The following is a 20774-nucleotide window of genomic DNA, read 5'->3' as shown; positions in this document are numbered from 1 at the left end:
GTCTTTGGGGATTGTGCAGGCGAACTGAAGGCCACTTCGGATCGGTCTACGCCTCTCCCCGCGTGCGGGGAGAGGCCGGATTGCATCGTAGATGCAATCCGGGTGAGGGGGACTCTCAGCGCACCGAGTTCGTGGAGAGTCCCCCTCACCCCGACCCTCTCCCCGCAAGCGGGGAGAGGGAGCGCACTACCGATGTTGCGCCAGCGTGCTCAGCCGTTTTGACCTACGCGACGCAGACGGTGCTGCTCTGGAGCGGCTTGTGCTTACGCGCTCAGCGCCTGCTCGAGGTCGGCGATCAGGTCTTCCTTGTCCTCGATGCCGACGGAGATGCGGACGATGTCGGGGCCGGCACCGGCCTTGATCTTGGCGGCGTCGTCGAGCTGGCTGTGCGTGGTCGACGCCGGGTGGATCACCAGCGAGCGGGTGTCGCCGACATTGGCGAGATGCGAGAACAGCTTCAAATTCGACACCAGCTTGACGCCGGCGTCATAGCCGCCCTTGAGCGAGAAGGTGAACACGGCACCGGCGCCCTTCGGGCAGTATTTGCGCGCGAGCGCGTGATACTTGTCCTCGGGCAGGCCGGCATAGTTCACGGAGGCCACGCCGGGATGCTTGCTGAGATATTCCGCGACGGCCTTGGCGTTGTCGCTGTGCTTCTGCACGCGCAGCGGCAAGGTCTCGATGCCCGTGAGGATCATGAACGCGTTGAACGGCGACAGCGCGGGGCCGAGGTCGCGCAGGCCGAGCACGCGGCAGGCGATTGCGAAGGCGAAATTGCCGAACGTCTCATGGATGCGGATGCCATGATATTCGGGGCGCGGCTGAGTCAGCATCGGATATTTGTCGCCGCTGCCGGCCCAGTCGAACGTGCCGGCGTCGACGATGATGCCGCCGATCGAGTTGCCGTGGCCGCCCAGGAACTTGGTCAGCGAGTGCAGCACGATATCGGCGCCGTGATCGATCGGACGGATCAGATAGGGAGAGGCCAGCGTGTTGTCGACGATCAAGGGTACGCCCGCCTTGCGCGCGACCTGCGCGATCGCCTCGATGTCGGTGATGGTGCCGCCGGGATTGGCGATCGATTCGATGAAGATCGCCTTGGTGCGCGGAGAGACTGCCGCCTCGAAGCTTGCGATGTCATCGGTGTCGGCCCACACCACGTTCCAGCCAAAGCTCTTGAACGCGTGCGTGAACTGGTTGATCGAGCCGCCATAGAGTTTTCGCGCGGCGATGAACTCGTCGCCGGGGGACAACAGCTGCTGCAAGGCGACGACCTGGGCGGCATGGCCCGAGGCGACGGCGAGCGCGGCCGTGCCGCCCTCGAGCGCGGCGACGCGCTCCTCCAGCACTGCGTTGGTCGGGTTGCCGATGCGGGTGTAGATGTTGCCGAACGCCTGCAGCCCGAACAGCGACGCGGCGTGGTCGGCATCGTTGAAGACGAAGGACGTGGTCTGATAGATCGGCGTCGCCCGCGCCCCGGTGGTCGGGTCGGGCTGGGCGCCGGCGTGAATGGCGAGGGTGGCAAATCCCGGGGCACGATCGGTCATGGTGTTTCCTCTTGTCTTGGTCCCTCGCGCCGCGGCGCCGGCGGGCGTGGGGATCGATGATGGGAGACGGTGTCGACAGCGCATCGCGCGCCTCCGCGTCATCCCGGCGGAGGACATTTGCCAGCGGGTCAGGTGCCGTCAAGGCGACATGCGACAATTGCTCGGATTTGAAATGCGTTGCTGTGTCGCGCCGCCGCCGCGACATGATCCTTTCGCAGATGCGTCAGGTCGGATCGCTTCTGTCCTTCGCGGCGCGGTCGGCCGCCGTCGTGGCGCCGCCGCCGACGCTGGTGCGGTTGAGCGACAGCCGCATGCCTTGCGTGGGGATCGGCGCACGCTTGGCGCTGATGGTGCGGGAATTGACGCCCATCCAGGAGATCTCCGACGACAGCCGGCCATATTCGATCTTGGGGCAGCGGTTCATGACCACCTTCATTCCCGCGGCCTCGGCCTTCTCGGCCGCGGCATCGTCGCGGGCGCCGAGCTGCATCCAGATCACCTTCGGCAAGGGCGATAGCTTCAGCGCCTCGTCAACGACGGGCATGATGTGCTGGGAGCTCCGGAAGATGTCGACCATGTCAAGCGGGCGGCCGATGTCAGCGAGCGAGGCGACGAAGGGCCGGCCCATCAGGCTCTTGCCGACATGGCCGGGATTCACCGGGATCATGTCGTAGCCGCGCTGCACCAGATATTTGAAGGCGAAGAAGCTCGGCCGGATCTCGGACGGCGAGGCGCCGACCATCGCGATCACCTTCACACCATTGAGGATGCCGCGGATGTAGTCGTCGGGATAGGTGTCGTGATTCATGAGCGTGCGCTTCTGTTAGTTATGGTCATTCCAGGGCGCCCGAAGGGCGAACCTGGACCCTGGAGCTGAGTTCGATCAGCTCGAGATTCCGGGTTCGATGCTTCGCATCGCCCCGGAATGACGGACGTTGTTAGTTCGTCATTGCGAGCGAAGCGAAGCAATCCAGGGGCTCGGGTGGGACTCTGGATTGCTTCGCTTCGCTCGCAATGACGGAGGAAAGAGCGGGGTAACCTACTCATCCCGCCACGTTGGTTCACGCTTCTCGATGAAGGCGCCGATGCCTTCTTCCGCGTCGCGGGCGAGCATGTTCTCGGTCATCACCTCTGCCGCATAACGGTAGGCATCGGCAAGGCTCATCTCGGCCTGGCGGTAGAATGCCTCCTTGCCGAGCTTGATCGTATGCGCGGATTTCCGCGCGACTTGTTGTGCCAGCGCAATCGCCGCGTCACGTTCGGTGCCCGGCGCGACCACGCGGTTGACGAGGCCCATCTCGCGGGCGCGGATCGCCGGAACCGGCTCGCCGGTGAGCAGCATCTCCATCGCCTGCTTGCGCGTGACATTGCGCGACAGCGCCACCATCGGTGTCGAGCAGAACAGGCCGATATCGACGCCGGGCGTGGCGAAGGAGGCTTGCTGGGAGGCGACGGCGAGATCGCAGCTTGCGACCAGCTGGCAGCCGGCCGCCGTGGCGATGCCCTGCACCGAGGCCACGACGGGTTTCGGCAGGTGCACGATCGCCTGCATCATCGCGCTGCAGGCGTTCATCAGCTGCGCGAAGAAGGCGCGGCCGCGATCAGCATCGGCGCGGCGCGCGGTCAGCTCCTTAAGGTCATGGCCGGCGCAGAAGGCCGGGCCGTTGGCTGCGATCACGACGGCGCGGACCGCCTTGTCGGCGCCGATTTCGGCGAGCGCCTGGTGCAGCTCGGCGATCAGGTCCTTCGACAGGCTGTTGCGCTGAGCCGGCCGGTTCAGCGTCAGCACGGCGACGGAGCCGGCCATCTCCCGAAGGAGAAGCGGCGTGGCAACAGCATCGGCGAGGGCAGGGGCGGACATTCCGGTTTCCCTTTCGGGTTTCCCTTTGGCGTTTTCCATATGGGCGCGTGTTGGCGGCTAATGTAACAGAAGGCAACGACACAAAGCAGGGGGAGACATGACGGCGAAGATGACCATTCCGGAGTTGGAAGCGTTCCTGCACGCGGAATTTCCGCAAGCCTTCAGGACCGGCGGCGACATCGCGATCGAAAGCGCCGACGGTAAGAGCTGCGTGCTGCGGCAGCGCTTCAACGAACGCATGCTTCGCCCCGGTGGAACCGTGTCCGGGCCGACGCTGATGGCCTTGGCCGATTTCGCCATGTACGTCGTGCTGCTGTCGGCGATCGGACCGGTCGGGCTCGCGGTGACCACGAATCTCAACATCAACTTCCTGCGCAAGGGCGCCGCCGGCGCCGACGTGCTGGCCGAGGCGCGGCTGCTGAAGCTCGGCAAGCGGCTGGCCGTCGGTGAAGTCACTCTGCTATCAGGGGAATCGCCCGATCCGATCGCCCATGTCACGGCCACCTATTCCATTCCGAATGCGTGAGCTTTTCGAGGGTAATATTGCACCATATTTGCAAGCGACTGGTTTTATTGAAGGAATTTTGCTTCGGCGGCGTTGACGAATGCGGGGCGCTTCTCTAGAAGCTGCGACCAGTTCGGCGCGTTCTTCGCGCCGCATTCTCCCTGTCACGGATATCTCTCATGAAAACCTTTTCGGCAAAGCCGGCCGAGGTCCAGAAGAAGTGGGTCGTGATCGACGCCAAGGGTCTGGTCGTCGGTCGTCTCGCCACGCTGGTCGCCATGCGGCTGCGCGGCAAGCACCTCCCGATCTACACCCCGCACGTCGATTGCGGCGACAACGTCATCATCGTCAATGCCGCGCACGCCGTTCTGACCGGCCGCAAGCGTGAGCAGAAGGTGTACTACAAGCACACTGGCTACGTTGGTCACGTCAAGGAGCGCACCGCGCGCCAGATCCTCGAAGGCCGCTTCCCGGAGCGTGTGATCGAGAAGGCCGTCGAGCGCATGATCCCGCGTGGCCCGCTCGGCCGCGTGCAGATGGGCAATTTGCGTGTCTATGGCGGACCCGATCATCCGCATGAGGCGCAGAACCCCGAGAAGATCGACATCGCGAAGTTGAACCGCAAGAACACGAGGGCCGCATAAGATGGCCGAAAGCATCCAGTCTCTCGATCAGCTCTCCCAGCTGAAGGGCGCCGTCTCGGCCCCGGACGCTCCGAAGTATGAGAAGAAGGTCGACAAGTTCGGCCGCGCCTATGCCACCGGCAAGCGCAAGGACGCGGTCGCCCGCGTCTGGATCAAGCCGGGCTCCGGCAAGGTCACCGTCAACACCCGCGACATCGAGGTCTACTTTGCCCGTCCGGTGCTGCGCATGATGATCGAGCAGCCGATGGTCGTCGCCGCCCGCAAGGGCCAGTACGACGTGATCTGCACGGTCGCCGGCGGCGGTCTGTCCGGCCAGGCCGGTGCGGTCCGTCACGGCCTGTCCAAGGCGCTGACCAACTTCGAGCCCGAGCTGCGCAGCGTCCTCAAGAAGGGCGGCTTCCTGACCCGCGACTCGCGCGTCGTCGAGCGTAAGAAGTACGGCAAGGCCAAGGCCCGCCGCTCCTTCCAGTTCTCGAAGCGCTGATTTTGGCGATCCGGCTCCGGCCGGATCGGTCAGCTTTCCATACGAATGGGCGCCCTCGCGGGCGCCCGTTTTGTTTTTGAACGTTGTGTGATCAGGCGTTGGCGCGGTGCGCCGTCACCCATTGGGATCGACGCCTCCTGCTTCGGGGCGTGTTAGGAAGAGATGATCTCAAATTTGAGAAGGTTTGTTTTCGTTTCGACGAGTGTGCAGCCGCGGATGTGAAATGGTTCATATGTCTCGCCTTCGTTCGCAACTATCAATGAGACGCTACGGGCGTCGCGCAATTACAGCGAGCGTGGGGCAGCGGGCCCGCGATTGCTATTGAATCCTGTTTGCTGCATTTCTGCGCAACAATTTGCAGGCGAGTTGTGTCGAGCTTTTCGAGAAAACTTGGCATCCCAGGCAAACCTCTTTCGAACAGACCACCCGGTAGGTTGATCGCGACAAGACGGCGCTAACCCTTTAGTTCCCGCGCCGCCGCAGCCACCGAGGTGACGCATGGCACTCGACAGCATGACGCTCGACATCGTAGCGACAATGGTCGCGGCGCTGCTTGGCGCCATGTTGCTGTACTTCGGACGGCAGGAAAACACGCCGGCGCTGCGCTGGTGGGGCGCGGCCTACATCCTCGGCGCGGTCGCGATCGCGCTGTGGACGCTGGTGGCCGACAGCTATGGCGAGGTCGTCTCGCTGTTCCTGAGCTCGATCGGATTGATCGCCACCGCCATGGTGTGGAACGCGGCGCGCGTCTTCCATGGCAAAGCGCCGAGTGTGACGGGGCTTGCGCTCGGCGCGATCGTCTGGATCGCCAGCGGCATGCTGCTCGATCCCGCGGCGCAGGCGCTGCGGCTCACCATCGGCGCCGCCATTGTCGTGATCTATGCGATGCTCACGGCGGCCGAGCTGTGGCAGGAGCGGCGCCGCACACTGCACAAGCGCTGGCCGGCGCTGATCGTGCCGGCGATGCACGGCTTCGTCCTGATGCTGCCGATCCTGCTCGGCAATATGCTGCGCGAATCCGACGGCGCCTTCGCCGCCGCCTGGGTCACGATCTTCTCGATCGAGCTCGTGCTCTACGCCGTCGGCACCGTGTTCGTGATCTTCATGCTGGTGTCCGAGCGCATCGTCAGCGCGCACAAGCGCGCCGCGACCACCGACCCGCTCACCGGCCTGCTCAACCGCCGTGGCTTTGCCGATGCCTGCGCGCAGCTGATCGAGCGCGAGGCGCGCGAACAGAAACCGGTCAGCGTGCTCATCTTCGACATCGATCATTTCAAGTCGATCAACGACCGCTTCGGCCATGCCGAGGGCGACGAGGTGCTGAAGATCTTTGCCAAGGTCGTGGCCGATAATCTGCGCCTGACCGATCTGTCCGGGCGGATCGGCGGCGAGGAGTTCGCAGCGCTCTTGCCGTGCTCGATCGAGGAGGCGATGGTCGCGGCCGAGCGAGTCCGCGAGGCCTTTGCCGCCTCCGGCGTGGTGTGCGAGGAGAAGCCGGTCGACACCACGGTGAGCATCGGCGTCGCCGGCGGACCGGCCGGCACCGAGCTCGACGTGCTGCTCGCGGCCGCCGACACCGCGCTTTACAAAGCCAAGCGCTCCGGCCGCAACCGCGTCGAGGCCTCGGCGGAACTGCCGCTGTCGCTGGAGCGCTATCGCCGCCAGCGCGCGGCCGCCGCAACAGCCCCGCCGTCGCCGTCCGGTCATGCGGCCCTCTCGAGCTGACCTTCGGCTTTCGCTCCCCTGAGGTCTGGGCTACACAAACGGTCCAACACCAGGGGAGGCCGATAGAGCATGATCACGGAAATCGCCCAGATCGACGTCAAGCCCGGATCGGAGAAGGATTTCGAGGCCGCGGTCGCCAAGGCGCGCGCCGCCTTTGGCCGCTCCAAGGGCTTTCACGGCTTCGAATTGCACAAGTCGATCGAGAAGCCGCAGCGCTACCGGTTGATGGTAAAGTGGGAGACGCTCGAGAACCACACGGTGGATTTCCGTGGCTCGGAGAATTTCACCGAATGGCGCGGGCTGGTCGGGCAGTATTTCGCATCGCCCCCCGACGTCGAGCACACCGAGACGGTGCTGACCTCGGCCGGCTGAGCCGCGAGCGCCATGACCCGTGACGAGCTGATCGCGGCCTATCGCGCGGCGGGGCGGCACTATCACGATCTCGGCCATATCGAGGACTGCCTGGCGCGCCTCGACGCTGTCGCGGATCTCGATGGCCGCGACCGTGAGATCCTCACCCTGGCGATCTGGTGGCACGACGTCGTCTATGACCCCAAGCGCGCCGACAATGAGGAGCAGAGCGCGCTGCTCGCCGAGCGGCACGTCGCGCCCGACCTCGGCAAGGAGGTAGGCCGCCTGATCCGATTGACCCGGACGCATGACGTGGCGCCTGGCGACCGGCGCGGCGCGCTGCTGGTCTCGATCGACCTCACCGTGCTCGGCGAGGACGAGGCCGTCTACGATGCCTATGCGGATGCGATCCGGCGCGAATATGCGCATGTGCCGGACGAGGCCTACCGCGCCGGACGCGCGGCAGTGCTCGAACGGTTCGCGAGCCGGCCGGTGATCTATCCCGATGCCGGCTTCGCGGCGAGGTTCGACCAGCGGGCCCGCAGCAACCTCGCGCGTGAGCTGCGTGCGCTGCGCTCGGCGTGACCCGCATTAGTCCGTCTTGCGGTACACGGCCATCCCGAGCAGGCCCACCGTAGCGGCGACGACGATGTAATAGACCGGGGCCGACTTGTCGCCGGTGACCTGAACCATCCAGGTATTGACGAACGGCGCCAGGCCGCCGAACAGCATCACGCCGAGATTGTACATCAGCGACGCCCCGGTCGCGCGCACGCCGACGGGGAAGATCTCGGTCATGAACGCCGGCACCGCGCCGCCGAGCACGCCGAGCATCAGGCCGACGGCCTGCAGCTGCCACAGATGCGCGGTGCTGGGCTCCGCGACCAGCTGCTTGAACAGCATGAAATAAAGGAACGGATAGAGCAGCAGCGCCGGCACGATGACGCCGCGCCGGCCGATCCGATCCGACAGCACGCCAGAGGCGAGACCGAGCGGAATGTTGCTGAGGCTCACCGCAAGCAGCCCGAGCTGCGCGTCGGCCAGCGGCAGCTTGAGCTCGCTCGCGGCATAGGCCGGCAGGAACACGCCGCCGACATAGTAGATCGCGGTGCCGGCCGCGATCAGGCCGAACGAGGCCATGAGCTCGCGCGGATGCTCCGCGAACAACTGGCCGAGCGTGGTCTTTTTCGCGGGCGCCGTGCTCGCCGCCCGCTCGGCCAGATAGGCCTGGAATTCAGGCGATTCATCGCATCGGCGGCGTAGATACCAGCCGACCGGCCCGATCAGGATTCCCAGGAGGAACGGCACCCGCCAGCCCCAGCTGGCGAAATCGGCAGGCGACAGCGTCTTGCTGAGCGTGACCGCCAGCATCGCGCCGATCGCGAAGGCGAGCGCCTGCGACACCGTCTGGAAGGCGCCATAGAAACCCTTGCGCCCCGGCGGCGCGAACTCGATCAGCATCGCGCTCGCCGAGCCGAACTCGCCGCCGGCGGAAAAGCCCTGGATCAGACGCGCGAGCAGCAGCAGCAGCGGCGCGGCAATGCCGATGGATGCGAAGGTCGGCAGCACGCCGATCAGGCCGGTGCCGATCGCCATCGTCGTGATCATCGCCACCAGCGCCGCCTTGCGCCCGTAGCGGTCGGCGTAGAGACCGAACACCAGCCCGCCGAGCGGGCGCGCCACGAAGGCGAGACCGAACACCGCAAAGGTGGAGAGCAGCGACGCCAATGGATCGCCGGCGGGAAAGAACAGCTTGCTGATGGTTGCAGCGAACAGCCCGAAGACGGTGAAGTCGAACCATTCGAGCGCATTGCCGATGGTCGATGAGATCACGACACGGCGGCGCATCGCATCGGTTGGTGACTGCTGCATGGCTCAATCGTCCGTTGGAGGCACGTGGTCTCCCGAGCGCCATTCCAGCTGCGCGCGAGCGTGCCGATGACGGGCTGCAGCCCCACAACGGTCCGACAACGGCTGTGCGTGCAAAGTGTCCTCGGATGGTATGGCGGCCGTCATGCGATCCCATCGGCTCGGCGAGCAGATGATGAATGTCCTCAGCTGCAGTGATCATCCGATCAGAGCATCGCGCGTATTTCAAGCGCGGCGTCAGGAAATCATCAGCTGATGGCGTGAGACGGCCGGCGTGGCGCAATCGATGCAACTGCCGGGAGAGCGCTCACCCAATCAGCTGCAGGAATGCAACCTGCGCAGCAGGGCATGACCGAATGTGGCTTGCATTTTGCAGTCGCTCAACGTGCAATGAGCTCGAATGCTCGGGAGCGCTGCGCGATGTCCGCGCTCAACACGGCGTTCAACTCACACCAACACGTCCGAATCGAGCCGCTCGTCACTGGGAACTTCGACATGCCGATCATCAACCGCGCCGCCGAGCTCGCCGAGGACGCCAAGGTCTGGCGCCGCGACTTCCATCAGCATCCCGAGCTGCTCTATGAGGTGCACCGGACGGCCGCGCGCGTGGCCGAGCTCTTGACCTCGTTCGGCGTCGACGAGGTGGTCACGGGCATCGGCCGCACCGGCGTGGTCGGCGTCATCCGCGGTCGCGAGCCGTCATCGCGGGTGATCGGCCTGCGCGCCGACATGGATGCTCTGCCGCTGCAGGAGATCAGGGACATCCCGCACAAATCGACCATTCCCGGCCGGATGCATGCTTGCGGACACGACGGCCACACCGCGATGCTGCTGGGCGCTGCGCGCTACCTCGCCGAGACGCGCAACTTCGCCGGCACCGCGGTCGTGATCTTCCAGCCGGCCGAGGAGGGCGGGGCCGGCGGCCGCGCCATGGTCGATGACGGCCTGATGGAGCGCTTCGGCATCGAGGAGGTCTACGGCCTGCACAACGCCCCCGGCCTGCCGCTCGGCAGCGTGTCCACCCGCGTCGGCGCGGTGATGGCGGCCGCCGACACCTTCGAGGTACGCCTGAAGGGCCTCGGCGGTCATGCGGCACGCCCGAACAAATGCGTCGATCCGATCATCGCCGGCGCGCAGATCGTGACCGCGCTGCAGACCATCGTGGCGCGCAACGTCGACCCGGTCGAGAGTGCGGTGCTGTCGATCACGCGCTTCCATGCGGGCACCACGGCCGACAACATCATCCCGCAGACCGCGGTCATCGGCGGCACCGTGCGCACGCTCGACGAGGAGGTCCGGCGCCTGATGGACAGGCGCTTCAAGGATCTCGTCACGGCGATGGCCAGCGGCATGGGCGTCGAGGTCGAAATCGACTACGAATGGGGCTATCCCGTCGTCATCAATCATGCCGAGCAGACGGCGTTCGCGGCCCAGGTGGCGCGCAGCGTGGTCGGGCCGGACCAGGTCAACACCGACATGCCGCCGCGACTCGGCGGTGAGGATTTTGCCTACATGCTGCAGGCGCGCCCCGGCGCGTTCGTGTTCATGGGCATCGGCGACGGGGCCGGCGTGCATCACCCCGAATACGATTTCAACGACGACGTGATCCCGCACGGCATCAGCTATTGGGCGAAGCTCGTCGAAACGGCGATGCCGGCCGGCTGAGCCCTCGAAGAGCCGGCGTTCAGATCGCGGCCGCGGCATCCTCGCTGCTGCGGTCGCTCTTGAAGTAGTCGATCATGACCTTGGCGATCGCCATCAGCGGCAGCGCCAGCGTCAGTCCCCAGACGCCGAACACGATGCCGAGCAGGATCTGGAATGCGAACAAGGTCGCCGGCGGGATGTCGAGCGCCTGGCGCTGGATCAGCGGCGTCAGCACGTAGCTCTCCATCGCGTGCACGCCGAGGAACAGGACGAAGGCCGAGACGGCCGCGACCCAGCCGGAGGCGAGGCTCGCCAGCACCACGATGACGCCGGCGATGATCGCGCCGACGGTCGGGATGAAGGCGAGCAGGCCGGCCTGGATTCCGAGGATGAACGAGCTCTGCACGCCGATGATCGCGAGGCCGATCCAGGTGACCAGGAACACCGCGAACATCGTCGTGATCTGCGCGATCAGCCAGCGCTCCAAGGTATAGCTGATGCGGTCGATGATCACGGTGGCCTGGTCGCGGTACTTCGCCGGCGCCAGGAACAGCAAGCCGCTGCGATAGACGGCCGGCTGAGCGGCGAAGGCGAGCCCCAGGAACAGCACGATGAAGAAGTTGCCGACGGCGCTCACGGTGCCCAGCAGCAGCTTGAAGGTCTGGCTGACGATGGCGCCGCCGGAGGAGGCCAACGCGCTCGGCGACGGCAGGCCGCCCGGCAGTCCATGGGACGGCGACTGCGTCGGCGTGGTCGAGCCGCCATCGGGGGCGGACGTGGCCTGCGTCGCGGTGCTGAAATCGAAGAAGCTGGTGTCGATGCCGTTACGGTCGAGGAAGCCCTTGATGTTGCCGAGCTGCGACTTGATCGTGTCGCTGAGCACCTTGGCCTGCTCGGCGATCGTGGTGCCGCCGAGGAAGACGATGCCGACGAGCAGGGCGGCAAGCGCCAGACAGACGATGGCAAGCCGCAGCGGATGCGGCCAGGGCAGCACGCGGCCGAGCAGGCTGGTCATCGCATTCAGCGCAACGCCGAGCAGCATGCCGGAGAACAGCAGGAACAGCGCGGCAGCGTAATACCAGCTGAAGGCGAGTGCGGCCATGAACAGGATCACCCCGATGCCACCCACGGCGATGGCCCAGGCCAGGTCGCTGCGGGCCTGGAGGCGTGGGTCTGCGGGGGCGGTCATGAAGCGTCCTCTATGTTGGTCGGCCTCCACTCATTGGCGAAAACCGCTTGCGGATCAAGCGGAGGCTTAAGGAATGGTTTCGCAGGTCAAGGCTTGCGGGGTTGTCCGAAATTGGCATTGGGGACCCGCGCGCTCATGTGTTGATCCGGCTGTGCGACACGGGCATGATTTGCGGACAGGCATGATTTGTGCCTGCCGCGGGAGAAACGGAAAAGAGGGCCATGAAGCGTCCGGTCGTCGGCGTGATCGGCAACAGCCATCGGGTCGAGAACAGGTTCACCGTGCAGATGGTGGGCGAGCGCAATTTGAGCGCCGTGGCCGAGGTCGCGGGTGCGCTGCCGCTGATGTTTGCCGGCGTTCCGGAGATCACCGACATCGCGGCGCTGCTCGACGTGGTCGACGGCGTGGTGCTGACCGGCGCCCGCGCCAACGTGCACCCGACGCGCTTCAACACCGAGCCGAGTCTCAAGCACGAGCCCTACGACGTCCACCGCGACGAGGTCGCGCTGCAGCTGTCGGAGGCCTGCGTCTCCAGGGGCATCCCGCTGTTCGGCATCTGCCGCGGCCTGCAGGAGATGAACGTCGCCTTCGGCGGCTCGCTGCATCCGGAGATCCGTGAGCTGCCGGGCCGCATGAACCACCGCATGCCCCGGCTGGAGAATGGCGAGATCCATCCTGATCCAACCGTCATCTTCGCCGACCGCCACGAGGTCAGGCTGACGCCGGGTGGTGCCTTCGCCGGAATCCTCGGCTGCGACAGCATCAAGGTGAACTCGCTGCACGGCCAGGGCATCCTCGAGCCCGGCGACCGTGTCGTTATCGAGGGCATCGCCGAGGACGGCACGATCGAGGCCATCCGCATCGCCGAGGCGCCGAGCTTTGCGCTCGGCGTGCAATGGCATGCCGAGTATGACCCGCAGAAGAACCCGATCAACCGCAAGCTGTTCGAGGCGTTCGGCGAGGCGGTGAGGAAGCGGCGTCTCGCCGCCTGAGGTCGGGCTGAACCCGCGGCCCGGCGAACCAGACGTAAACTGACCGCGTTGTCTCGTCGTCTCACAAGGGTTCACTGATGCGCCATGTCTTCACCGCCGCCGCAGCGCTGGCTGTTGCCTGTCCTGCTCTTGCTCAGACGGCGCCTCCGACGGAGGGGCCGATCACCTGCACGCTCCCCGTGGCCGCGACAGACACCGCCAAGAGCCTCAGGCAGCGCTACGGCGGCGAGGCGGTGGTGCAGGATCTTCCCGGCGCGGAAGGCGAAACTTACAAGGGCCTGGTGCTGTTTCCGCGCGCGATGGACCGGCGCATCGAGATCGGCTTCATCGAGGGCAAGACGGCCACGGTCTCGGGCCTCACCTTGCGTGACACGGCGAAGACCAGCCGCTGGAGCGTCGCCGGCATCAGCATCGGCGCGAGCCTTGCCGACGTCCAGAAAGCCAACGGGAAGCCCTTCGTGGTGGCCGGCTTCGGCTGGGACTATGGCGGCTACGTCACCGATTTCAAGAACGGCACGCTCGGGCGCACGCAGCCGGGCGGCTGCTCGATCACGGTTCGGTTCGGCACCGACAAGGACACGCCGCGGGCGCTCTCCGGTGACGGCGTCAAGGTGTCGTCCGACAATCCCGCGCTGATGAAGCTCGCGCCGGTCGTGAGCGAGATCGGCGTGAATTTCGCCGCCAGGTAATCGCTGAGGTCCCGGCCGCCGACGCCAGATCGGGGATCGTCAAACAAATCATCGATCACTCACCGCCTTCGCTCGGCGGAAAGCCGTAGAGGCGGTGGGCGTTGTCGGCGAGGACGCGGTTGCGTGCTGCGGTGTCGGGCACCCAGTCGGCCAGCAGGTCGAGCAGCTCGCCGACGTTCATCATGTGGCCGCGGTGCGCCACGTGCGGCCAGTCGGAGCCCCAGACGCAGCGGTCGGGCGCGGCCTGATGCAGGCGGCGGACAAAGGCGACCGTGTCGGCATAGGGCGGTCCTTCGACCGTGTTGCGGTAGGCACCGGACAGCTTCACCCAGGCGCCATCTCGCACCACGGAGACCAGCGTCTGGAAGCCGGGGTCCGCGAGCCCGCGCGAGACTGGGAAGTGGCCCCAGTGGTCGATGACGATCGGCACGGAAAGACCCTCCAGCCGCGGCGCCAGCGCCGGCAGATCGGCGGCGTCGATCAGGAATTGCAGGTGCCAGCCGAGCTCACGGGCAAGCGCCGCGTAGGCGTGCAGCTGATCGAACCCGATGCCGCCGCCGTAGAGGACGTTCAGGCGCAGCCCGACGACGCCAGCCTGCTGCAGCGCCGCCAGCTCGCGGTCCGGAAGGCCGAGCGGAATCACGGCGATGCCGCGTAGCCGCTGGCGATTTGCACGCAACGTCTCGACCATGAGGCTGTTGTCGGTGCCGTGGACGCTGACCTGGACCAGCACGCCATAGGTCATGCCGGTAGCATCGAGCATTGCCAGATAGGATGCGGCGGTGGCCTCCGGTGGCGTGTAGCTGCGCTCAGCCACGAAAAGATGCCGCGGCGGCAGCCCGATGACATGGGCGTGGGTGTCGACCGCGCCCGGCGGCACGATGAAGCGGGCGGGCCCGCGTGGATGCGGGTCAGGCCCCGCGCAGGCGGGAGCCCGATCGGCGTCGGGTGCGATCTCACGCATCGGCGTGCAGCACCTTGCCGCGCGTCTCCGGCAGCGCGTAGGCGGCGACGAAGAACAGCGCATAGGCGAACAGAGCGAACAGGCAGATCGCGGTGGCGAGCGAGGTTATCTGCGACAGATAGCCGACCAGGAACGGAAACAGCGCGCCGATGCCGCGGCCGAAATTGTAGCAGAAGCCCTGGCCGGAGCCGCGCAGGCGGGTGGGATAGAGCTCGGTCAGGAACGCGCCCATGCCGGAGAAATAGCCCGAGGCGAAGAAGCCGAGCGGGAATCCGAGCAGCCACAGCAACTCGTTCGACAGCGGCAACTGGGTGTAGGCGGCGACAACGACCATGGCGCCGAGCGAGAACACCAGGAACAAATTGCGCCGGCCGAAGCGATCCGCATACCAGGCACCGACGAGATAGCCGACGAAGGAGCCGATGATGAGGGCGGCGAGATAGCCGGTCGAGCTCACGATCGAGAGCTTGCGCTCGGTGGTGAGAAAGCGCGGCACCCAGAAGGTGATCGCATAGTAGCCGCCCTGGCAGCCGGTCGCGACCAGCGAGGCGAGAATGGTGGTCTTCAGGATCGGCCCCTGGAAGATTTCCAGGATCGACGGGCTGTCGCCGGCGGCGGCGACCTTGGCGCGGGTGGCGGCGGCGACCTCCGGCTCCTTGACATAGGCGCGCAGATACAGCACCAGCAGCGCCGGCAAGGCGCCGATCGCGAACATCCAGCGCCAGGCCTGATCGGCCGGCAGCAGCGAGAACAGAGCGGCCTGCGCCAGCACCGCGAGGCCCCAGCCGACGGCCCAGCCGGACTGCACGCTGCCGACGGCGCGGCCGCGATATTCGGCGCGAATGGTCTCGCCCATCAGCACAGCGCCGGCCGCCCATTCGCCGCCGAAGCCGAGGCCGAGCAGGGCGCGCAGCACCAGCAATTGTTCGAAATTCTGCGCGAACGCGCACAGCAGCGAGAACAGCGAGAACCAGATGATGGTGAACTGCAAGGTTCTGACACGGCCGATGCGGTCGGCGAGATAGCCCGCCGCCCAGCCGCCGAACGCCGAGGCGAGCAAGGTCACCGTTCCGGCGAGGCCTGCAGTGCCGGCATCGACCTTCCACAGCGCGATGATCGTGCCGATCACCAGCGGGTAGATCATGAAGTCCATGCCGTCGAGCGCCCAGCCGGTGGCGCAGGCCCAGAAGGTGCGCCGTTCGGCAGCGGTCATGCCATTGTAGAAGCCGGTGAGGCTCGTATCCTCGATCGGCACCACCCTGTCTGTAGCTGTCGACATCCTCGCCTCCCATGCGCCGCTCTTGCTGAACGGTCGACCGGCGTCAGAGTTCGCTGAAAGATCTGAGGACGTCTGTCAGAAAATCGCCAGGATGGGCGCTGCCGCGCTCTTCTTTGTCAGGAAATTACCGATCGCTGCGCTGCAGGCGGCGATAGCGTGCGGGGCTCTCGCCCGTCACCGCCCGAAAGGCGGCTCCGAAATGCGATTGCGAGGAGAAGCCGAGCGACAATGCGATGTCCACAATCGGCAGGTCGGAGGTCGCGAGCAGCCGGCGCGCGGCTAACACGCGCTGCTCGACGACGAACCGGTGCGGTGTCGTTCCGGTCGCCTGCTTGAAGCTGCGGATGAAGGAGGATGGGCTCATCCCCGCCGACTCGGCCATCGCGGCCAGCGTGACCGGCGCACCGGGATCGGCGCGCACGAATTCCGTGACGCGCGCCCGCATCCGCTCGTCCAGGGGCGGCGTCCGCTCCGATCCGGACGGACGCTGCATCGCATAGCGGTCCGAGACGTGCAGCGCGAGCGTGTAGGCGAACTGCTCGGCGAGCAGCCGGCTCGGCCGTTCGCCGTCACCGCAGCTCTCGACCAGCCGCTTCGCCGCGGCTTCGAGCATCGGATCTTCGGTGTCCCAGGCCTGGTTCGTCAGGGTAACCGGCGCTGCAGAGCCGCGGGAGGCCGCGACCTCCTTCAAGAGGGCATCGCCGAGATACAGCAACAGCAGCCGCCCCGAGCGGACCTCCGGCACGGCATCGACCACCACGCTGCACCCGGGCTGACCGATCCGGAAACGTCCCGCGCTGACCGGTGCATCGCGCCGGACCGTCCCGTCCTCGATCAGGACGTGCCGGCGGACGTCGTAGAGCGTGATCGCCACCGTCGGAACCGGCAGTTCGCCATACTCGTAGAGATGCGGCCCGGTGACCTCACTGACCGCCGCGGCAAAACCCGCCGTCGACCAGAGGTCGATCAACGCCGATTGCCGGCGTCCCGTGACGCGTTCGGCATGGCGAAGCGGATTGAGCTGCATGGGGCAGGGAGCGTCTGACTGAATTGAGTGACGCATTTTTTAGCACCGTTCCGCAGGGCTGGCCACCGCAGGACGTCGTCCGTTGTTCGCCGGCGCAACAAACGAAGCCGCCTCGTGTGCAACGCAGCGATATGACCAACATCAGGGCTGCGCGCAGCGATCAAACAAAAAGGCGCCCCGCGAGGGGCGCCTTCGTGATCCGCCGATCGTGTCGGGCTTAGCCCGAGTAGTACATGTCGAACTCGACCGGGTGCGGGGTCATTTCGAAGCGCTCGACCTCGGTCATCTTCAGCGCGATGTAGCTGTCGATGAAGTCGTCGTCGAACACGCCGCCGGCCTTCAGGAAGGCGCGGTCCTTGTCGAGATTCTCGAGCGCCTCACGGAGCGAGCCGCAGACGGTCGGGATCTGCTTCAGCTCTTCCTTCGGCAGGTCGTAGAGGTCCTTGTCCATCGCCGGACCCGGATCCATCTTGTTCTTGATGCCGTCGAGGCCGGCCATCAGCATCGCGGCGAAGCCGAGATACGGGTTGGCCAGCGGATCGGGGAAGCGGACCTCGACGCGCTTGGCCTTCGGTGAAGAGGTGTAGGGGATGCGGCACGAGGCCGAGCGGTTGCGCGCGGAGTAGGCGAGCAGCACCGGCGCCTCATAGCCCGGGACCAGACGCTTGTAGGAGTTGGTCGACGGGTTGGTGAAGGCGTTGATGGCCTTGGCGTGCTTGATGACGCCGGCGATGTAGGACAGACAGGTCTCCGACAGGTCGGAGTACTTGTTGCCCGCGAACACCGGCTTGCCGTCCTTCCAGATCGACTGGTGGACGTGCATGCCCGAGCCGTTGTCGCCGTACACCGGCTTCGGCATGAAGGTGGCGGTCTTGCCGTAGATGTGGGCGACCTGATGGATGCAGTACTTGTAGATCTGCATCTGGTCGGCCATCAGCGTCAGCGTGTCGAACTTCATGCCAAGCTCGTGCTGGGCGGAGGCGACCTCATGGTGGTGCTTCTCGACCTTGACGCCCATGCGGGCCATCGCACCCAGCATCTCCGAGCGCATGTCCTGCACCGAGTCCTGCGGCGGCACCGGGAAGTAGCCGGCCTTGGTGCGGATGCGGTGACCGAGATTGCCGCCCTCATACTCCGTGTCGGAGTTGGTCGGCAGCTCCGAGGAGTCCAGGCGGAAGCCGGTGTTGTACGGCGAGGAGCTGTAGCGGACGTCGTCGAACACAAAGAACTCGGCTTCGGGACCGACGAACACGGTGTCGCCCACGCCCATCGACTTCACCATGGCCTCGGCCTTCTTGGCGATGCCGCGGGGGTCGCGGTTGTACGGCTCGCCGGTGGTCGGCTCGAGCACGTCGCAGGTGATGATCATGGTGGTTTCGGCGAAGAACGGATCGATCGTGGCCGTGACCGGGTCGGGCATCAGGCACATGTCGGATTCGTTGATCGCCTTCCAGCCGGCGATCGAGGAGCCGTCGAACATCGTGCCTTCAGCGAAAATCTCTTCGTCGATCATGCTGACGTCGAAGGTGACGTGCTGCCACTTGCCCCGCGGATCGGTGAAACGGAGGTCGACGTATTTGACGTCGTTGTCTTTGATTGCTTTCAAGACGTCCTTGGCGGTCTTCATGAATACCCCTCTTGGCTGAAACGTCACGGCCCGGCGCGGGACGGCGTCCGCGGGTCATGCTCCATAGCCTCGTGTGGGGGCCAAGACAACATCGGAAACGCCAAAATGGCCGCATCGGGGTGTCCCTGACAGGACACCCGGGCTGCCGTGGCGGCTGCTGTCGCAGCAAATTTTCTCCATCTGAGGCTTGGGGCGGAAGACCCGTTCCAAGCCTCAGCTCGCGGGCTAGATCGCGTCCAGCCCGGATTCGCCGGTTCTGATGCGGATGGCTTCCTCGATGTTGGAGACGAAGATCTTGCCGTCGCCGATGCGGCCGGTCTGGGCGGCGCGACGGATGGCCTCGATGGCGCGCTCGACCAGGTCGTCGCCGATCACGATCTCGATTTTCACCTTGGGCAGGAAGTCGACGATATATTCGGCGCCGCGGTACAGCTCCGCATGTCCCTTTTGCCGGCCGAAGCCCTTCGCCTCGGTGACCGTAATGCCCTGCAGCCCCACTTCCTGAAGCGCTTCCTTCACCTCGTCCAGCTTGAACGGCTTGATGATGGCTTCGATTTTCTTCACTGAGCGCCTCCCGGGCATTCCGCTATAAAAAACAAGTGGGTCATCGTCAGGCTGCGCCAACGCGCAGGTTGTTCGATCATTCGTTACTGGGCCCGACACGCTCCGGCGAGGCCCGGTGATTGACAGCCCGTCTTGCCCCGTGCCGAAGTGGCTCCACAAAAGCAGGGTCTATGCCAAGTCCTTAACGCGGCTAAATCGGGCGGATATCCGAGCCTTTCGCACCGGCCCGACGATTCCCCATGAGAGAGGACAGAATACCGGAGCCTGCGAATTAGGCAAACGGGCTACAAGTTGAGCAGATGTGGATGGCGCGTCTGCGAGCCGACCCAAATGCCCAGGGAAAAGGCGACACTGATCGTTCGATCAGCGCTGCGCTGCCGGAAGTGCTCTTGGAACTTGCTGGCCGGCGCGGCAATAGGAGGATCGGGCAGGGGAATCGGCCGACACGCGCGGGGGTTGGGGGACGCCGGCTCCGGATGAGCCAACAGATCGGGCAGCCGCAGGAGTTCGCGGCTGCAGGGGACATGAGCAGCAATGGACGTGTTGACCACGAGTGAAATGGAGCGCGCCGACCGGCTGACGATCGCAGCCGGCACGCCCGGCTTCTCGCTGATGCTGAGCGCCGGCCAGGCGGTGGCCGCCGCCGCCATGGACCTGGTCGAGGACGGGCCGATTCTGGTCGTGTGCGGGCCGGGCAACAATGGCGGCGACGGTTTCGTTGCGGCGGCCGAGCTCGCCGCGCAGGGCCGCGAGGTCTCCGTCATCTTGATGTGCGAGCGCGACGCGCTGCAGGGCGATGCGGCCTCCGCCGCCAAGGGCTGGAAGTTTCCGGTGCTGCCGTTCACGCCGCAGGCGATCGGCAAGCCGGCCTTGATCATCGACGCGCTGTTCGGCGCCGGTCTCAGCCGCCCGGTCAGCGGCGAGCCCCATGAGGTGATCGCCGCGATCAACGCCAATGGCGCGCCGGTGCTCGCCGTGGACCTGCCGAGCGGCATCAACGGCACCACCGGCGCGGTGATGGGCATCGCCGTTCGCGCCACCGAGACCGTGACGTTCTTCCGCAAAAAGCCAGCGCATCTGTTGCTGCCCGGACGGCAGCATTGCGGCCGCGTCCGGCTCGCCGACATCGGCATCGATGCGCATGTGCTCGAGGAGATCAGGCCGCAGGCGTTCGAGAACGAGCCGGAGCTGTGGCAGCCCCGTTTTCCCGTGCCGCGCATTGACGGCCACAAATACGCGCGGGGGCATGTGCTGGCGATGTCAGGCGATGTCGCGGCGACCGGTGCGTCGCGCATGGGCGCGCGCGCCGCGCTGCGCGCCGGCGCCGGGCTGGTGACGTTGGCCTCGCCGCGCGATGCGCTGGTGGTGAACGCGTCGGCGCTCACCGCGGTGATGGTGCGCGCCGCCGACACCGCGATCGAGTTCGGCGAGCTGCTCGGCGACAAGCGCTACAACACCTGCATCATCGGGCCGGGCACGGGCGTGGGCGAGCGCACCCGCGACCTCGTGTTCACCGCGCTGGCGGCGCAGCGTCATCTCGTGCTCGATGCCGACGCCTTGACCAGCTTCGCCGACGCGCCCGAGCGGCTGTTCGAGCAGATCCGGGCGCTGGCCGACGCGCAGATCGTGCTGACGCCGCACGAGGGCGAATTCCCGCGGCTGTTCTCGGATCTCAGCAACAAGCATCCCGGCCGCTCCAAGCTGGAGCGCGTGCGCGCGGCCGCGGCGCGCTGCGGCGCTGTGGTGCTGCTGAAGGGCGCCGACACCACTGTCGCGGCACCGGACGGCCGCGCGGCAATCGCCGCCAACGCGC

Annotated in this window: 20 protein-coding genes; 10 read left to right on the top strand and 10 right to left on the bottom strand. The window is 66.1% G+C overall.

The features are described 5' to 3' along the window. Positions 1-263: 263 nt before the first annotated feature. The 3 genes from BRAO375_RS12795 to BRAO375_RS12785 all read right to left on the bottom strand — a co-directional run bounded on the left by BRAO375_RS12795 (position 264) and on the right by BRAO375_RS12785 (position 3408). Positions 264-1547, bottom strand: a complete 1284-nt coding sequence (locus BRAO375_RS12795) for an O-acetylhomoserine aminocarboxypropyltransferase (protein WP_009027889.1) — start codon at positions 1545-1547, stop codon at positions 264-266. Between the two features lie 223 nt (positions 1548-1770). Further along, positions 1771-2355, bottom strand: coding sequence for a CoA-binding protein (locus tag BRAO375_RS12790; RefSeq protein ID WP_009027888.1), 585 nt, complete (start codon positions 2353-2355; stop codon positions 1771-1773). 231 nt (positions 2356-2586) lie between these two features. Beyond that, positions 2587-3408 carry an enoyl-CoA hydratase gene (locus BRAO375_RS12785; protein WP_009027887.1) on the bottom strand — a complete coding sequence of 274 codons (822 nt, stop codon included), beginning with the start codon at positions 3406-3408 and terminating at the stop codon, positions 2587-2589. A 97-nt stretch (positions 3409-3505) separates the two neighbouring features. Here BRAO375_RS12785 and BRAO375_RS12780 point away from each other — a divergent pair, with 97 nt between their 5' ends. The 6 genes from BRAO375_RS12780 to BRAO375_RS12755 all read left to right on the top strand — a co-directional run bounded on the left by BRAO375_RS12780 (position 3506) and on the right by BRAO375_RS12755 (position 7702). Next, complete coding sequence (locus tag BRAO375_RS12780) at positions 3506-3934, top strand: PaaI family thioesterase (protein WP_006611045.1); 429 nt, start codon at positions 3506-3508, stop codon at positions 3932-3934. 158 nt (positions 3935-4092) lie between these two features. Further along, positions 4093-4557 (top strand): 50S ribosomal protein L13, encoded by a 465-nt coding sequence (gene rplM / locus BRAO375_RS12775; protein WP_009027886.1) that lies wholly within the window; start codon positions 4093-4095, stop codon positions 4555-4557. 1 nt (position 4558) lies between these two features. Further along, a complete protein-coding gene (gene rpsI, locus BRAO375_RS12770) occupies positions 4559-5041 on the top strand; it encodes a 30S ribosomal protein S9 (RefSeq protein WP_008966109.1) in 483 nt (160 codons plus the stop codon). A 498-nt stretch (positions 5042-5539) separates the two neighbouring features. Next, positions 5540-6766 (top strand): GGDEF domain-containing protein, encoded by a 1227-nt coding sequence (locus BRAO375_RS12765; RefSeq protein ID WP_009027885.1) that lies wholly within the window; start codon positions 5540-5542, stop codon positions 6764-6766. A 69-nt stretch (positions 6767-6835) separates the two neighbouring features. Further along, positions 6836-7138, top strand: a complete 303-nt coding sequence (locus BRAO375_RS12760; RefSeq protein ID WP_009027884.1) for an antibiotic biosynthesis monooxygenase family protein — start codon at positions 6836-6838, stop codon at positions 7136-7138. A 12-nt stretch (positions 7139-7150) separates the two neighbouring features. Further along, positions 7151-7702, top strand: a complete 552-nt coding sequence (locus BRAO375_RS12755) for an HD domain-containing protein (protein WP_009027883.1) — start codon at positions 7151-7153, stop codon at positions 7700-7702. A gap of 6 nt (positions 7703-7708) precedes the next feature. On the opposite strand, the gene BRAO375_RS12750 is transcribed toward BRAO375_RS12755, so the two are convergent. Continuing rightward, positions 7709-8989, bottom strand: coding sequence for an MFS transporter (locus BRAO375_RS12750; protein WP_009027882.1), 1281 nt, complete (start codon positions 8987-8989; stop codon positions 7709-7711). A gap of 492 nt (positions 8990-9481) precedes the next feature. On the opposite strand from BRAO375_RS12750, the gene BRAO375_RS12745 reads away from it, so the two are divergent. Next, a complete protein-coding gene (locus BRAO375_RS12745; RefSeq protein WP_009027881.1) occupies positions 9482-10651 on the top strand; it encodes a M20 aminoacylase family protein in 1170 nt (389 codons plus the stop codon). Between the two features lie 19 nt (positions 10652-10670). On the opposite strand, the gene BRAO375_RS12740 is transcribed toward BRAO375_RS12745, so the two are convergent. After that, positions 10671-11819, bottom strand: coding sequence for an AI-2E family transporter (locus tag BRAO375_RS12740; protein WP_009027880.1), 1149 nt, complete (start codon positions 11817-11819; stop codon positions 10671-10673). A 221-nt stretch (positions 11820-12040) separates the two neighbouring features. Between BRAO375_RS12740 and BRAO375_RS12735 the strand changes: the two genes are divergently transcribed. Then, complete coding sequence (locus BRAO375_RS12735; RefSeq protein ID WP_009027879.1) at positions 12041-12811, top strand: gamma-glutamyl-gamma-aminobutyrate hydrolase family protein; 771 nt, start codon at positions 12041-12043, stop codon at positions 12809-12811. Between the two features lie 77 nt (positions 12812-12888). Continuing rightward, complete coding sequence (locus BRAO375_RS12730; RefSeq protein ID WP_009027878.1) at positions 12889-13500, top strand: hypothetical protein; 612 nt, start codon at positions 12889-12891, stop codon at positions 13498-13500. Positions 13501-13555: 55 nt separating this feature from the next. Here BRAO375_RS12730 and BRAO375_RS12725 read toward each other — a convergent pair whose 3' ends face one another. From BRAO375_RS12725 to BRAO375_RS12705, 5 genes are all read right to left on the bottom strand, one after another. Then, positions 13556-14464 carry an amidohydrolase family protein gene (locus BRAO375_RS12725; RefSeq protein ID WP_009027877.1) on the bottom strand — a complete coding sequence of 303 codons (909 nt, stop codon included), beginning with the start codon at positions 14462-14464 and terminating at the stop codon, positions 13556-13558. Next, positions 14457-15743 carry an MFS transporter gene (locus tag BRAO375_RS12720; RefSeq protein WP_009027876.1) on the bottom strand — a complete coding sequence of 429 codons (1287 nt, stop codon included), beginning with the start codon at positions 15741-15743 and terminating at the stop codon, positions 14457-14459. Before BRAO375_RS12720 ends, BRAO375_RS12725 begins: the two co-directional genes overlap by 8 nt. Before the next feature lie 124 nt (positions 15744-15867). Beyond that, positions 15868-16770, bottom strand: a complete 903-nt coding sequence (locus tag BRAO375_RS12715) for a helix-turn-helix domain-containing protein (protein ID WP_009027875.1) — start codon at positions 16768-16770, stop codon at positions 15868-15870. Positions 16771-16987: 217 nt separating this feature from the next. Beyond that, entirely contained in the window at positions 16988-18397 is a 1410-nt protein-coding gene (glnA, locus tag BRAO375_RS12710) for a type I glutamate--ammonia ligase (RefSeq protein WP_009027874.1), read from the bottom strand. Between the two features lie 225 nt (positions 18398-18622). Further along, positions 18623-18961 carry a P-II family nitrogen regulator gene (locus tag BRAO375_RS12705; protein ID WP_009027873.1) on the bottom strand — a complete coding sequence of 113 codons (339 nt, stop codon included), beginning with the start codon at positions 18959-18961 and terminating at the stop codon, positions 18623-18625. 534 nt (positions 18962-19495) lie between these two features. Between BRAO375_RS12705 and BRAO375_RS12695 the strand changes: the two genes are divergently transcribed. Further along, positions 19496-20774, top strand: a 1279-nt coding sequence (locus tag BRAO375_RS12695; RefSeq protein ID WP_035640175.1) for an NAD(P)H-hydrate epimerase, incomplete at its 3' end; no start/stop codon positions are given.

The organism is Bradyrhizobium sp. ORS 375, from assembly GCF_000239775.1.
GTDB lineage: Bacteria > Pseudomonadota > Alphaproteobacteria > Rhizobiales > Xanthobacteraceae > Bradyrhizobium.
This window is presented reverse-complemented; position numbering and strand designations above follow the sequence as displayed.

Coding starts and splice junctions, on each gene's coding strand:
- BRAO375_RS12795 (WP_009027889.1), bottom strand. CDS start 1,547: ATGACCGATCGTGCCCCGGGATTTGCCACCCTCGCCATTCACGCCGGC.
- BRAO375_RS12790 (WP_009027888.1), bottom strand. CDS start 2,355: ATGAATCACGACACCTATCCCGACGACTACATCCGCGGCATCCTCAAT.
- BRAO375_RS12785 (WP_009027887.1), bottom strand. CDS start 3,408: ATGTCCGCCCCTGCCCTCGCCGATGCTGTTGCCACGCCGCTTCTCCTT.
- BRAO375_RS12780 (WP_006611045.1), top strand. CDS start 3,506: ATGACGGCGAAGATGACCATTCCGGAGTTGGAAGCGTTCCTGCACGCG.
- rplM (WP_009027886.1), top strand. CDS start 4,093: ATGAAAACCTTTTCGGCAAAGCCGGCCGAGGTCCAGAAGAAGTGGGTC.
- rpsI (WP_008966109.1), top strand. CDS start 4,559: ATGGCCGAAAGCATCCAGTCTCTCGATCAGCTCTCCCAGCTGAAGGGC.
- BRAO375_RS12765 (WP_009027885.1), top strand. CDS start 5,540: ATGGCACTCGACAGCATGACGCTCGACATCGTAGCGACAATGGTCGCG.
- BRAO375_RS12760 (WP_009027884.1), top strand. CDS start 6,836: ATGATCACGGAAATCGCCCAGATCGACGTCAAGCCCGGATCGGAGAAG.
- BRAO375_RS12755 (WP_009027883.1), top strand. CDS start 7,151: ATGACCCGTGACGAGCTGATCGCGGCCTATCGCGCGGCGGGGCGGCAC.
- BRAO375_RS12750 (WP_009027882.1), bottom strand. CDS start 8,989: ATGCAGCAGTCACCAACCGATGCGATGCGCCGCCGTGTCGTGATCTCA.
- BRAO375_RS12745 (WP_009027881.1), top strand. CDS start 9,482: ATGCCGATCATCAACCGCGCCGCCGAGCTCGCCGAGGACGCCAAGGTC.
- BRAO375_RS12740 (WP_009027880.1), bottom strand. CDS start 11,819: ATGACCGCCCCCGCAGACCCACGCCTCCAGGCCCGCAGCGACCTGGCC.
- BRAO375_RS12735 (WP_009027879.1), top strand. CDS start 12,041: ATGAAGCGTCCGGTCGTCGGCGTGATCGGCAACAGCCATCGGGTCGAG.
- BRAO375_RS12730 (WP_009027878.1), top strand. CDS start 12,889: ATGCGCCATGTCTTCACCGCCGCCGCAGCGCTGGCTGTTGCCTGTCCT.
- BRAO375_RS12725 (WP_009027877.1), bottom strand. CDS start 14,464: ATGCGTGAGATCGCACCCGACGCCGATCGGGCTCCCGCCTGCGCGGGG.
- BRAO375_RS12720 (WP_009027876.1), bottom strand. CDS start 15,743: ATGTCGACAGCTACAGACAGGGTGGTGCCGATCGAGGATACGAGCCTC.
- BRAO375_RS12715 (WP_009027875.1), bottom strand. CDS start 16,770: ATGCAGCTCAATCCGCTTCGCCATGCCGAACGCGTCACGGGACGCCGG.
- glnA (WP_009027874.1), bottom strand. CDS start 18,397: ATGAAGACCGCCAAGGACGTCTTGAAAGCAATCAAAGACAACGACGTC.